Origin of the sequence: Psychrobacillus sp. L4 (assembly GCF_042944905.1) — a bacterium.
GTDB lineage: Bacteria > Bacillota > Bacilli > Bacillales_A > Planococcaceae > Psychrobacillus.
The window spans coordinates 2,089,904-2,103,168 of sequence record NZ_CP168496.1; the positions used below are offsets into that span (position 1 = coordinate 2,089,904).

General features: G+C 35.1%; 18 protein-coding genes. 5 read left to right on the forward strand and 13 right to left on the reverse strand.

Annotated features, from left to right (window positions below; translation table 11 throughout):
- Positions 1–336: 336 nt before the first annotated feature.
- From ACEPXG_RS09995 to ACEPXG_RS10015, 5 genes are all read right to left on the reverse strand, one after another.
- Entirely contained in the window at positions 337–1,212 is an 876-nt protein-coding gene (locus ACEPXG_RS09995) for an aminoglycoside 6-adenylyltransferase (protein ID WP_391201613.1), read from the reverse strand.
- Between the two features lie 129 nt (positions 1,213–1,341).
- Complete coding sequence (locus tag ACEPXG_RS10000) at positions 1,342–1,989, reverse strand: HAD hydrolase-like protein (protein WP_391201617.1); 648 nt, start codon at positions 1,987–1,989, stop codon at positions 1,342–1,344.
- 91 nt (positions 1,990–2,080) lie between these two features.
- A complete protein-coding gene (locus ACEPXG_RS10005; protein WP_391201620.1) occupies positions 2,081–2,494 on the reverse strand; it encodes a VOC family protein in 414 nt (137 codons plus the stop codon).
- Positions 2,495–2,583: 89 nt separating this feature from the next.
- Entirely contained in the window at positions 2,584–3,009 is a 426-nt protein-coding gene (gene fabZ / locus ACEPXG_RS10010) for a 3-hydroxyacyl-ACP dehydratase FabZ (protein ID WP_391201623.1), read from the reverse strand.
- 288 nt (positions 3,010–3,297) lie between these two features.
- Positions 3,298–3,807: a TetR/AcrR family transcriptional regulator gene (locus ACEPXG_RS10015; protein ID WP_391201626.1), complete on the reverse strand. Its 510-nt coding sequence runs from the start codon at positions 3,805–3,807 to the stop codon at positions 3,298–3,300.
- Between the two features lie 113 nt (positions 3,808–3,920).
- Here ACEPXG_RS10015 and ACEPXG_RS10020 point away from each other — a divergent pair, with 113 nt between their 5' ends.
- Positions 3,921–4,262 carry a VOC family protein gene (locus ACEPXG_RS10020; protein ID WP_391201629.1) on the forward strand — a complete coding sequence of 114 codons (342 nt, stop codon included), beginning with the start codon at positions 3,921–3,923 and terminating at the stop codon, positions 4,260–4,262.
- Positions 4,263–4,369: 107 nt separating this feature from the next.
- Here the strand turns inward: ACEPXG_RS10020 and ACEPXG_RS10025 are convergent, their stop codons facing one another.
- The 3 genes from ACEPXG_RS10025 to ACEPXG_RS10035 form a co-directional block, all read right to left on the reverse strand.
- Positions 4,370–4,792, reverse strand: a complete 423-nt coding sequence (locus ACEPXG_RS10025; RefSeq protein WP_391201632.1) for a GNAT family N-acetyltransferase — start codon at positions 4,790–4,792, stop codon at positions 4,370–4,372.
- Between the two features lie 84 nt (positions 4,793–4,876).
- Positions 4,877–5,308: an IS200/IS605 family transposase gene (tnpA, locus tag ACEPXG_RS10030; protein WP_391201591.1), complete on the reverse strand. Its 432-nt coding sequence runs from the start codon at positions 5,306–5,308 to the stop codon at positions 4,877–4,879.
- A gap of 146 nt (positions 5,309–5,454) precedes the next feature.
- The gene (locus tag ACEPXG_RS10035) at positions 5,455–5,874 is read right to left on the reverse strand and encodes a GNAT family N-acetyltransferase (RefSeq protein WP_391201635.1); all 420 of its coding nucleotides are present in this window, start codon (positions 5,872–5,874) and stop codon (positions 5,455–5,457) included.
- A 92-nt stretch (positions 5,875–5,966) separates the two neighbouring features.
- Between ACEPXG_RS10035 and ACEPXG_RS10040 the strand changes: the two genes are divergently transcribed.
- Entirely contained in the window at positions 5,967–7,346 is a 1,380-nt protein-coding gene (locus tag ACEPXG_RS10040) for a PLP-dependent aminotransferase family protein (RefSeq protein WP_391201638.1), read from the forward strand.
- A gap of 208 nt (positions 7,347–7,554) precedes the next feature.
- Complete coding sequence (locus tag ACEPXG_RS10045) at positions 7,555–7,719, forward strand: Spo0E family sporulation regulatory protein-aspartic acid phosphatase (protein WP_391201641.1); 165 nt, start codon at positions 7,555–7,557, stop codon at positions 7,717–7,719.
- A 102-nt stretch (positions 7,720–7,821) separates the two neighbouring features.
- Here the strand turns inward: ACEPXG_RS10045 and ACEPXG_RS10050 are convergent, their stop codons facing one another.
- From ACEPXG_RS10050 to ACEPXG_RS10065, 4 genes are read right to left on the reverse strand one after another with little or no spacing between them, the layout of a single operon-like run.
- A complete protein-coding gene (locus ACEPXG_RS10050; RefSeq protein WP_391201643.1) occupies positions 7,822–8,178 on the reverse strand; it encodes a cupin in 357 nt (118 codons plus the stop codon).
- Positions 8,179–8,204: 26 nt separating this feature from the next.
- Positions 8,205–8,987 (reverse strand): GNAT family N-acetyltransferase, encoded by a 783-nt coding sequence (locus ACEPXG_RS10055; protein ID WP_391201646.1) that lies wholly within the window; start codon positions 8,985–8,987, stop codon positions 8,205–8,207.
- 30 nt (positions 8,988–9,017) lie between these two features.
- On the reverse strand, positions 9,018–9,770 hold the full coding sequence (locus ACEPXG_RS10060) for an SDR family NAD(P)-dependent oxidoreductase (protein WP_391201649.1): 753 nt from the start codon (positions 9,768–9,770) through the stop codon (positions 9,018–9,020).
- Positions 9,757–10,704, reverse strand: a complete 948-nt coding sequence (locus tag ACEPXG_RS10065; RefSeq protein WP_391201652.1) for an MBL fold metallo-hydrolase — start codon at positions 10,702–10,704, stop codon at positions 9,757–9,759. Before ACEPXG_RS10065 ends, ACEPXG_RS10060 begins: the two co-directional genes overlap by 14 nt.
- Positions 10,705–11,184: 480 nt before the next feature.
- On the opposite strand from ACEPXG_RS10065, the gene proC reads away from it, so the two are divergent.
- Entirely contained in the window at positions 11,185–11,997 is an 813-nt protein-coding gene (proC, locus tag ACEPXG_RS10070; RefSeq protein ID WP_391201655.1) for a pyrroline-5-carboxylate reductase, read from the forward strand.
- A gap of 136 nt (positions 11,998–12,133) precedes the next feature.
- Positions 12,134–12,304, forward strand: coding sequence for a hypothetical protein (locus ACEPXG_RS10075; protein WP_192797343.1), 171 nt, complete (start codon positions 12,134–12,136; stop codon positions 12,302–12,304).
- A 5-nt stretch (positions 12,305–12,309) separates the two neighbouring features.
- On the opposite strand, the gene rnz is transcribed toward ACEPXG_RS10075, so the two are convergent.
- Entirely contained in the window at positions 12,310–13,263 is a 954-nt protein-coding gene (gene rnz / locus ACEPXG_RS10080) for a ribonuclease Z (protein ID WP_391201658.1), read from the reverse strand.
- Positions 13,264–13,265: the final 2 nt, after the last annotated feature.

The window sequence follows — 13,265 nt, forward strand, 5'->3', positions numbered from 1 at the left end:
ATGCAAAACGCAAAGATAAAAATTGGACGGATGGTGCTGCTTCATATTAATGCATTCACAGTAAAAGGCTAATTAGATTGCGTAACAACTAATTAGTGAAGAACTAATAAATATCGAATTTTTTATACATTGATCTCCAGACTTTAGGACAATCATTAAAAAGCCACCCCAATTTGTATCCTCAAAGTGGCTTTCGATATTGTATTTTGCACTAGTCAAAGGTAACTCAACACAATTGTAATAGATAAATGGATTAATTGTTTATACTTCTCCGTATTTCTTACAAGTTCTTAATTCCGATCCTCTTCATGTAATAATGATGTGAAAATTCTTTATTTACTTCTCCTCAGTCATTATATATGTTCTTCCTTTGTAATAATTAGTTACTAGTTTAGAAGCACTTTGATCAGCAATTATTGGGTAATCATAATCTAGTTCTATTGATATTTGCTTAGCAACTTTTCTATAAAGCTCCATTGTTTGAAATAAAGCATCCCAAATACTCTCCTCATTATACTTTCCATAAATCCCTTGAAATTTTTGGACAACCTCTTTATCTGCCCATTCCTCAAAAAATCTTACATCATGCCAACTTTGTTGATTTGTTCCTTTCATCATGGATTGCAACTTCACAAATTTTATCAATAATCGTTTCAAATAATCATCACAGTTAGACTTTGCAACTAATAATTCCCCGCGACGTAATTTCTTAGCTGTATAAACTGCATGGAACCAAAAATCATGTACATCGTTTTTAAATTCACTGAACGTAGGTACTTCTTTGTTTTTTATTACGGAAGAAGTATCATGAAAGACTTTGGTAATAGAATCTTTATCTAGTAATACTTTAACTCCACGTGCAATTACATTTTGCACTTCTTCACTTACTAAAAATGTTTTGGCTATTTCTAGTTTCAAGAAATTAAAGTCTACACTACTAGCTCCATCAAACATTACACGTCGTTCAATTAAATTTCCAACAGGAGTTCCCTCTAAAAAGGAGATTTGAGGATTTCCAAAATAATTAATCCACTCTTCATTGCTCAACCATTTTTCAACATCCGAAGTAACAATGACTAAGTCCATATCTGCCCACTCATCTGCAGGTTTTTCACTGCGAGCCATTGATCCAACTACAAAAATGGAGCGAATATCGTCCTCTTTTTCTCCCCATAAAATCACTTTTCTCATTATTTCCTGATAATCGCTCATGTGATTCTCCTCTACTTATTAATATTGTTCGAATTGGCTAACAAGCTCTTTTTTCCAAAATAATCATTCGAAAGAATTGATATTACTTCATTGTACGAATATGATATGCGCCGAAGAAAGCACAAAGAATTACGTGAAAATTCTTTTCAAGTCCTGTAAATCATCAATAACTAGATCTGCCAGGGAAAGCTCAGCTTCTTGGGCAAAATCAAACCTACATCCTATAGCAGTTAATCCATTCTTTTTAGCTGCATTTATATCCGATAATCTATCCCCTATTACAGCACCTTCTCGAATATCATACTTCTTCAATATAGTAGAAACTAAATCTGCTTTATCATCCGTTTGTACTTCTTGAATGCTAAATGTTTCAGTAACCCACTGATCCAAATAATAATAGTCTACAATCGCCTTTAAATACTCAATTTGCCCATTACTAGCAATATAGATAGAATAGTTATTACTTTTCAGATAGCTGAATACTTCCTCCAGATGAGGATATAGTGCACCTGTTCCTTCTTTTATATTTGCAATTAATTGTTCATGAAAAAATTCGTTTGCTAGTTCCCTAACTTCCATCGAATGATTTGGTAATAGGTTTTCCCACACTACCGGTAAGGGCACTCCCATAATCTCGCGATACTTCTCTATTGGGGTTTCTTTATCCCATAGTTTTGATTTTCTTAAATAGTTAAATGTATTTTCAAGTGATATTTCTAATATTTTGTCCGTTTGAAATAACGTCCCGTCCATGTCAAAGATTAATGATAATGTCATTTTCTTTCCCCTTTACTTTTATGTACTACACTCTAATACGTTTATAGAAGAAAATGGTTACAAAAAAAACCGAAGAGAAAGGATGCTCTTCTTATATCCCAGGTGTATTCATCAGCACAATTCGCCAACCATCTGGAGCTTCAATTGTAATACCTGACTTTTCCCAATATGGATTTTCAGGAGATACTGTATCATATCCCATTACTTTTAATCGATTTTGTATCAATTCAATCTCTTCAAGATTGGGCATATAAAAAACAAGCAAATTGTCCTTGGTTGGAGCAGGACAAGGACTGCCATCTTCATGCTGAGTAAACTCTAAATGATAGTCTGCGTTTGGAAGACCAATCATGACACCATCATAGCCATCATGCCCACTAAAAGAGCCAATTTTCTTTAAACCAAGGCCTTCACAATAAAATTTCGTAACTTCCTTTATCTGATGAGTAGGACGTGCAACTCGAATTTGCGCTATTTGCATATTTGTTGGCCATGTAGAATGCATACAACCAATCCCCCTTTTTTGTTAATTTTATCATTTATGCAGAAGGGATTTGTTCATACCTTTGAATGATTTATTGATTTCAAACTTTGTTATTTCCCAAATGCAAATATCAAGTCTGTTTCACAAACTAACGCTCCATCAACGGTAGCGATACCTTTTCCTTTCCCAATAGGTCCTTTTAATCGAGTAATCTCTACCTCAAGTTGAAGTTGATCCCCGGGTTTTACTTGCTGTTTAAAGCGACAATTTTCTATCCCAGTTAAAAATCCCAGTCTCCCTTCATTTCCTTCTATCGCAAGCATTATTACTGCACTTACTTGAGCGAGTGCCTCTACAATTAATACGCCTGGCATGACAGGATAATTAGGAAAATGCCCTATGAAAAATTCTTCGTTTGCTGTTACATTTTTAATCCCTATTGCTCGTTTTCCTATTTCTAGATCTAATATTCTATCCACCAAAAGAAATGGATAGCGGTGTTTAATAATTGATTGGATTTGTTTAGTATCTAACAATCTTAAAACCCCCACTTACTATTTAATTTTTTATAAAATATATTATATCGCTTAGTATTAGCACCTAGTATTGATTTTTATTTTAATTATTTTTATTCCATAGTTTTCTCTTCCTCAATCGTTTGAATAACTGTATTGCTTAGGGAACAATTATAATAGCACCATTTGAGAATTAAAATCTCAAATGGTGCTTCCATGTTGTATAAATATGATGTTACCAGTTTGTTTCCAAATATTCATCCAAAAGTATAATTCCTCTTACATTACTGTAGAAGTAATTCCGTTTCCTTAGCTTCTAAATAGCCATTTAAGTAAGCTTTTCCCCTGTTCATTAGTTATCTGTTCATCGGTAATTGCCTTCAATATAGAACGCCAAGAAGAAAGAACGACAACATCAAGGCGAAGATTTTCTTTTAGTAGCATGGTTGTTAAGAACTCCTCTATCTTATCTTGATGGGTATATGGTTTTTCTTCGCTCAGTAGTTTACAGATATTCATTTTTACAGCAAAATTTAAACCTGTAACAAGTGCTGCCTCCAACGCTTCTTTCTCTTGGTCAAATAAAGACGCTGCTCCTTCCATTCTATCTATAACTCTTTGTTCCATATCGGTTCTTATTATTTCATACAGTTTTGCTTTAGAACCAAAGTGGTGATAAACAGCACCCGTTGTCATATCCGCCATTGCAGCTAACTCTGCAATATTAACCGCTTTGTATCCCTTATCACTAAATTCTTCGAGTGCAACTTTAATAATTTTTTCTTTGTTTGAGCCTGGTATAGGTATCCAATTTTTCATAGGTTCATCATAACATACCAATTATTTCACGTAAATGATTTACGCTTGACGTAACCTTATTACGTAGTGCATAATTAGATTATTCTAAAAATAAAAACATTGGAGGAAAGTATATGAAATTATTATTTATAGATTATCCAGTCGAAAATCTAAAGGAATCACTTGCTTTTTATCGCGACGTATTAGGATTTGAAGAAGCTTGGCGAGAAGGAGATCATACCGTTGCATTAAAAATGCCAGGCTCAGAAGTCCAATTAATGCTAGAAAATGATGAGGTAGGTTTAACTCCTGGAGCAGTTTTTTTAGTTGATAGTGTAGATCAATATTTTGAAGACAATAAAGACACTATCAAATTCATTAAGGAGCCTATTGATATTCCTCCTGGTCGTTACGCTATTTTCCAAGACAATTCTGGCAATCTAATACGAATTCTTGACTTTAGTAAAGAAAAATAAAAACAATGTAACTGCCAGACTCATTCATCTTATAATATGCTGAATCTGGCAGTTTTAAGAATTTCGAGTTACAATACATGCTTCTTGATAGCTATTAACCCTACAACTTATAGATATTTTATATAATAATAACACTCATTATCTATATGCATTCCCATCTGCTCATACAATGCTTTTGCATGCTGGTTGTTAGTTGCTGTCTGTAATGTTACAAATCTCGCATTCTCCTCTTCACAAAACTGAAAAGCCTTTTCCATAAGTGCTTTCCCTATTCCTTTCTTTCGACAAACTGGATCGACAAACAAATCATTTAAAATGAACGCTCGCTGCATGCCGACAGAAGAAAAAAACGGATATAATTGTACAAATCCAACTGGGTTTTCGTCCATGTATGCAATAAATATAACGGATTCTTCATATTGAATTCTTGCTAATAGAAAACTTTTTGCACCTTCTTCATCGCTTGGCTGTCCATAAAACGAACGATACCCATTAAACGACCACCTGCTAAAGCAGGTGGATTTTGACATGAATGTCGACGACTAAAGTCGTTGGAAAGGCTGAAGTCCTTCTTAATGCTCTTATGCTTAAGCACACTGTAATCACAACTAAACTTATTCTTCAATCCGGAATATGTCGTTCTTTTCTTCGTTGAATTGGTTTGCTATATAATTTCTTATAATTTCCTCCGTAATCGTGCCTACTGTCGAACAAAAATAACCCCTTGCCCATAAATGCTGCCCCCAAAACCTCTTTTTTAATTCTGGAAACTCATCCTGCAATAATCTTGATGACCTTCCTTTTAGATATTGCATGATTTTACTCGGCGCTAAACTTGGCGGACAGGACAGTAACAAGTGAATATGATCTTTCCCCACACTCCCCTGTAGGATTGTGATTCCCCTTGCTTCACACCCCTGTCTGATGAGCTCTCTTATCCTTATCGCAACTTGGCCGCTTAATACCTTATATCTATATTTCGTAACCCATATCACATGATACTTGATATCGTACACCGTATGACTACCTTTCCTATATCCATCCATAATCTCACCTCATATATGAAGTATGGACAAATAAGAACAAGGCTAAAAGCGGATACCGTCTAAAGACGGTGGATTTAGACCACTTGCTAGTATATTAAATAGTGGAATGAGATCCTTTAAACAATTAAGATTCCCTTTTACAATTTTCATGAGAAAACCTTCTTTCGAAATGAGTAGCACCATTTATTAAATCCCATTTTTGTTTCATAAAAACGATGAGCATCATATCTTTGAACCCCTGATTCCAAGGAAATATAACCAAATTGGTTTTCTTTTGCATGTGTAATAAGAGCTTCCATTAGCTTTTCTCCATATCCTTTGGATCTATCGTTTTCATTTGTCACAAAATCATAGACAAATAAATGTTTTTCATTGTAAAAGTTATGACGTTCTTCAAAACCAATAAATGCTTTAAATGTCCCATCCACGATAACCCATCCTTGATAGGTTGGCATTTGTTTTAAGAGCTCAAAATACCGATCTTCTGTTAAATGAGGTCGCAACTGTTGAATAAGTGGATAAACGGCTTGCCAGTCTTCTTTTGTTTGTAGCATTTTTATTTGCATTTTCTTCACTCCTTTCATATAGTATTGACAACAAGTGACATAATAAAAAGATACAGTTTTGATCATGTCAACATGTCAGTGAGGGGTGCTAAATGAAAGAATTAATGCTACATTTACATGAAAACAGTCCAAAATATAAACAGATTTATCATTCCATTCGATCACTTATCGAAAACAAAGAACTCCATTCTGACACGAAGCTTCCTTCCATTCGCCAGTTAGCTGAGATTTTACATGTTAGTAGAAATACCACACTTGTCGCATATGAACAGTTACTGGCGGAGGGGTATATTCGAAGTGAGCAAAAAAGAGGATATTTTGTGGAAGCATTCGAGACAATCGATATACATATCCCAACATTACATGCCGAAAAGTATATCACTGAAGAAAATAATATTAGAGTGGATTTTCGAGCAGGATCAGTAGATCAACATGCATTTCCTTTAAAAGCTTGGAGACAATGTGTCAATGAAGTGTTGAAAGAAGATATTGTATATATGTACGGTGAACAACAAGGAGATAGTTTGCTAAGAGAAAAAATAGCAAACTATTTATTGCAATCAAGAGGTATTCGGACTTCTGCTGACTCTATTGTGATTGGTAGTAGTACACAACAACTGTTAATGCATTTGTGCATCATATTAAAAAAGGAGTATTCATCAATTGCAGTTGAGAATCCAGGCTATGACGGTGCTCGTATTGTTTTTCAGCTATTTGGATTTCAAGTTAATCCGATTGATGTAATAGAGAAAGGGTTATGTATGAAACAGTTTGAACAAACTGATTCGAAGCTAGTGTACATTACTCCTTCACATCAGTTTCCGACAGGTGTGACATTACCAATTGCTGAGCGGCTACAATTACTGAAATGGGCGAATTCACAAAACGGCTATATTATTGAAGATGATTATGACAGTGAATTTCGGTATCAACAACAGCCAATTCCAGCTCTTTTATCGATTCAACAAGACTCTCGAGTCATTTATATAAGTACTTTTTCAAAAGCTTTTTTACCGTCGATTCGGTTAAGTTATATGGTGTTACCTTCTGAATTACTGGATCAGTATAAACAACATTTCGCTACTTTTGAACAAACAGCCTCTAGCATTCATCAACGAACAATGGCTCGTTTTATGGAACGTGGACATTGGGATTCACATATTCGAAAAATGCGTGCAACATACAAAAGAAAGATCCAAACACTTGTTACTTCCTTACAATTGGCATTTGGTAAAACCATTCGAATCATTGGTTCACATTCTGGATTATATATACTAATTCAATTACAGAACTCTGTTGGAGAAAAAACACTTATACAACAAGCGCTTGAACAAGGGGTAAAAGTATATCCTACTTCCCATTTATACATTGGTAATAAACCGGATGTTTCTATGCTAAAACTTGGTTTTAGTAATTTATCCATCGAAGACATACAGCTAGGTGTGCAGTTATTAAAAAAAGCGTGGACATAGGAACACATTAAAGCAAGAATCTTGTTTTTTTGCATCATTCGACTAGTATTTATTTCTTTTATTACAATTATATTAAATTTTCGATTTCTTACGCAATGTGACAAATTTTGCGTATTTTATGTCATACAATGGACAGGTTGCTTCCCAATCTTCTAGAAATTATCCTCAAAGAATCGAAGCCAAATACACAATATGGAGGAAGTTTTTGTTGAAAAGTTTATTGAACGAAAAGGCTTTATTGATTCAAATTGGAATCAAGAGGAACGACATGTACAGGATGGCGAAAAAATTAGGATTTACGCACCGACTTGTCGTATCCATCAGCCAAGAACTAGATCACCTACTCAATCAATATCAAGAGAAAGCATCTTAATTAGACAGAATTTTCCTTCAATAATAAAACTGATTGGTATTAAGAAGGAGCTAATCGGTTTTATTATGGAGGAGAGCCAATTCAAAAGTAATATTTACTAACTTATTCTTTTTCCCACATAAATTCAGATGGCTTTAACTCCTCAGACTCTATTACAATAGCAGTTAAACCAGTTTCAGTTGTTGTTTCATGTCCTTCCCCTTTTCCCCAGAAAACTGCATCTCCAGCTTTAACCTTTACCGTTGATCCAACTTCCCCACGAACCCGTCCTTCTCCAGCAATTACAAGGAGTAATTGAGGTACAACAGCTTCATGATAACCAACAACCCCATTGGTTTCTAAATACATACAACCAATTTGTGTTGGCTTCTCCGTTCTTACAATTCGAGACATGATGAAATCCGAGTTAAAATGGGAAATATTTTTTCCTACTTGTTTTTCAAATTTAAAAAATTTCAATATGATAGCCCCTTCCAATTAAATATCTATCCTTGAATTTCTTTAATACTTTTTCCACCTAAATATGCATGTCCCATCTTCCATTTTGCTACGGTATTAAATCCATATTTTTGATACACTTTTTCAATTTTTTCATTGATCGGAAACACCCATAGGTTTTCTAATCTCTCTTTTGAAACTTCAACTTGAAGGTAGTGAATGAGCTCTCCTATTAATCCTCTACCTCTAAATTCTTCTAAAGTAGCGACACTTTCCATTCGAGCTTGATTGTCATAACTAAAAATACAAGCAGTTGCACATGCTGTACCATTATTACGGAGTAGATAGTGCTGAAAATTAGGATGATTAAATTCCTGCTCAAATGCTTTTTCTCTAACCTCTTTACCACCGAACTCTTTTATACTGCATTCAATGTTTAAAGCTTCATGATAATTTTTTTTAGTTACAAGCTCAATCGCTACATCTTTATTATTTTCTATTTCCAATATTTTTTTATCCCACAATTGAACAGGGCTAATTAATTCTTCGAAGCCAAAATTATTTAATTTTAAACTTGCAATTAAATTTTGTTGGTTATCTAAATCATATATATAAAATCTTGGTATTATCTTTTTAGTTTCATAATAACGAACTACTTCATCAATAATTAGTTGAGGTGTATCAGAGATTCTACTAATATGTGCATGGTTTGCTTCATAATAAGATGGCTGACTTTCATTACAAAATAATGAACCCCAATTGGTATGAGTGCGTTTGGAAAAAGTCTCTAGATACGCAAATTCCAATTTAAAAACATCTTGATAATTCATCAAAAATTCCTCCTGTAAATAGTTAAAAGGCTACTTTTTATTAAAAAACGATTTCCCAAGTGTTTCAACTGTCTTTGGGAAGACTGCATAGAGTTTACTTGTGAGACTCATATACGAAGGAAGATCTACTTCGCGAACTGGACGTTCTACAGTTTTTGTTATCGCTACCACTACTCTTTCAGGTGAAAGGAGATGTTTACTAAGTTTGTCTCGATAATTACCGGTTTGGTCTGCCAAATCAAGGAATGGTGTATCGATTGGTCCAGGATTAATTGTCGTTACATATATTCCAAATTCTTTTAATTCCATCCGAACACTATTTGCGAATCCTAAAATTGCGTGCTTAGAGGCTGCATAAGCGGATGCTTTTGGTGTCGCTACTTTTCCCGCTTGAGAAGCGACAAAAATAATATGTCCGCTCCCTCTTTCTTTCATTTTCTCCGCAAAATATTTAGTAAGAAGCATTGGAGCTATAACATTTATATGCATCATCTGCCTCATATCTTTATCTTCTAATTCCGATAAATAAGCAAATGTACCAACGCCAGCGCAGAGAATAATTGTGTCTGGAGTACCCATCTGATGAAATAACTCCTCAAAGGACTGTTCCTCTGTTAAGTCTGCTTGTATTGTATGTATTCCAAGCTCATCTAAATGCTCCAAAACTTCAAAATTACGACCACTAGCCCAAATTTCATGCCCTGCTGTGTGGAGTTTTTTTGCAAGCAGTAATCCAACACCACTAGTTGCACCTGTGATAATAATTTTCTTACGCTTGGCCATATAACAAAATACCTTTCTCGTTTCTTTGTTCTTTAATATAGCCTTCATCCATTAGATAATCGACTTGTCCAATTGTTTCCGAAAGAGTTAGACCAAGTTCTTTTTCATATACTTTTGGAAAAAGTTGCTGAGTAATCTGAAAAATAGTTTTTTCTCCATCTTTCATCATGTCCAAAACCTTCAAAGCACGTTCTCTCTGTTTTTCAAGTCTGCTGCTAATAAGCTCAGATACGTTATATACTTCGTTTCCATGCCCACTAAATATCTTTTCTACAGGTAAAGTTTGGATTCGTTTAAGTGAAGCATTATATTGAAGCATGGATTTTGATCGTTCAGCTTTTAGATTGAGCGGAGGCTCAATTAGAGGATTAGACGAAATTTTTTCCAAAATATGATCGCCTCCAATTAAAATTCCCGTGTTCTCCGACCAAAAAGACAGATGACTTTGAGCATGTCCTAATGTTTCTAAAACGGTTAAATCTGGATGACCTGGAAGTATGTCTCCTTCATTTAGCTGCATATCAAGTGGTCTGTTTCCGATAAAATGAATCGGTCTCCTCATTTTTTCAACCCAATTGAAATAGCTCTCAGGTACTCCTTCCTCCATAAGGCATTGAAGATAAAATTCATCATGAAAGCTGAAAAAATCTATGTCTCTTGTTAACCATGGTTGATTATAAGGATGTCCTAATATTGTGGCTTTTTCAAAAGCATCAACCCAACCAGAATGATCTGGATGGTGATGTGTTAAAAGGACTTGCTCTATATCTGAAAGCGAGTAACCTGCTTCTTTTATTCCTGTTGAAAGAGCAACGAGCGCTTCTTCTGTTTTTGGTCCAGCGTCTACTATTGTAAGTGCATCTCCTTTTACTAAATAAGCATTTACATCACCAACTGCGAATGGTGTTGGCATAGTAATTTTATGTATTGTCATTTGAAAACTCCCTTTTATGAATAGCTATTCATTCTATTGTACATTTTTTTATTGGCAACGTCACTAATGTAGCTGTTGAAATATAGCGAGAGCCATACACACCGAACCGAGAGCAGCCTCCGTACAATCCATTTGATATTTAGCTAGTCTTTTTAATCTACATTTAAAAATGAGTTTGACTTTTACTCGCAACAGTCCTATAATTTCATTAATTCAGAAAATATAAGCCAAGATGAAGAATACTAACTGTATGATGGAGTTAAGAGAGTGAAATGACCCGCTGCAAGTTTCACCTCCCGCTCATATGTCGAACCTACTTCGGAGCTACTATGGAAACATAGTCGTGACCTTCGCGATAAGAAGGATTAAGTTGTGCCGTTTTATCGGCAAATTTAGGTGGTACCGCGGAAATCATTGCGTTTTCGTCCTTATGATATATAGGACGAGAGCGCTTTTTTTATTTTAAGAGGAGGAATCTAAATGACGAAAATTGTATTTGTCGGTGCTGGTGCTATGGCTGAGGCGATTATTAATGGATTAACGAAGGAAGAAAAAATTTCTCCAGAATTTATTCATGTGATGAATAAGTCGGACGTAGAGCAACTTCTACAATTAAAAAAAGCATATCATGTAGGAATTGTGTGTGAAGAAAAGAAGGCATTATGTGAGGCTAATATTGTTTTTTTAGCAATGAAACCTAAAGACGCGAAAGATGCATTGTCGGACATTGCTCCTTTTTTAAGCAAAAATGCAACGATCATTTCAGTAATTGCTGGTGTAACAATACAAACGATTGCTAATTATTTAGGAACTCGTCCAATTGCGCGTGTTATGCCGAACACATCCGCGGCTGTTGGATTAAGCGCGTCTGCTGTTAGTTGGAATGAACTTGTATCTGATGAAGAGAAACTAGCAATAATTGATATTATGGAGTCCATTGGAACAGTAAAAGCAGTGAATGAAGAGGATTTGCATGTTGTTACTGCACTATCTGGGAGTGGTCCAGCTTACTTTTATTATTTTGCAGAGCAATTTGAAGCAGCTGCTATCCTGCATGGTTTGGAAAAATCCGACGCTCGTCAATTATTTATTCAGACGATGGAAGGTGCTGTACAAATGATGAAAAAAGGTGATTTCGAGCCGGATGAATTACGAAGAAGAGTCACAAGTCCAGGTGGCACCACAGAGGCAGGAGTGGAAAAGCTAATACAACATAATGTAGGAGAGGCCATTTTTGCTTGTATTGATGCAGCTCAAAATAAATCGCGATTGCTAGGAAAACAGTACGAATAAATTGAAGTAAATGGTAGAACGAGACCAAATTAGAATAATCGAGACCAGTTCATTCCTAATAGAGACCAATTTTCCAAACTCGAGACCAAATGATCCAAAACCGAGACTAATCGATAAGAAAGGATTGAATGAATAGATGTATAATGAGTATGTTGTAGGATGGGGTACACTTGCCCTCATTAATGCAGGTATTGCACAAGGGAAAAATAGAAGTGGACTCAATTGGTTCCTTCTTTCCCTCATTATTGGACCAATCGCCACACTAAGTTTAGTCATTACTGATAAAAAACAGAAAGATTCCGAGTGATTATATCAACGCTCGGAATCAGTTATTTTATTTAATATGCCATTTGACCAATCATACTCTGCAAAATCTTCTGCTATATGAATTGGAAAATCAAAAAGCGCCACTTGATTTAACATTTCTTTTAAATGATAAGGTAAAAAACGTGCACTAATATGATTAACGATTAAATGCTTGGCATTCGCTTCTTTACAAACATTCGCAGCATCTAAAATGGTCGAATGGCCATATAATCCTGCTAATTCAGCCGTTTCCTTATCAAATGTAGCCTCATGTACGACAATGTCGGCCCCTTGGCTAAGTGAAATAGAGTTTTCACAATATTTTGTATCACCTAATAATGTAATTTGAAAGCCATCTTTTGGAGCACCAGTTACTTCTTTACTTAAAACAATTCGCCCATCTGGTAACTCGACATCATGACCTTCTTTTAATTGTTTTAACAGTGGCCCTCTTGGAACTTTTAAAGCGTCTGTTTTCTCGATAATCAATTGAGGTGGAAGTGGTTTCTGTGTAATTTTAAAGCCAAAGCAAGGAATAACATGTTCAATCGATTTTGCTTCTACAATAAACTGAGCATCTTCAAATATGATACCATCCTCAATTTCAATGATGTTTAATTTATATTTTAAATAGGTGCTTGACGTCAAAAGCGTTAATTCAATCCATGCCTTTATCCCTTTTGGCCCATAAATTGTCAGAGACGCATCTCCACCTAAGAACGATCGTGATCCTAATAATCCGGGAAGCCCATAAATATGATCTCCATGTAAATGCGTGATGAAGATTTTTTCAAGCTTCCGAGGTTTTAATGTTGTATGAAGAATTTGATGTTGGGTTGCTTCTCCGCAATCAAAAAGCCAATATGTACCTCTTTCCTCGAGCAATTTTAACACAGTTGCAGTGGTATTTCGCCCTTTAGAGGGCATTCCAGCTCCAGTTCCTAAAAATAATAGTTGCATAT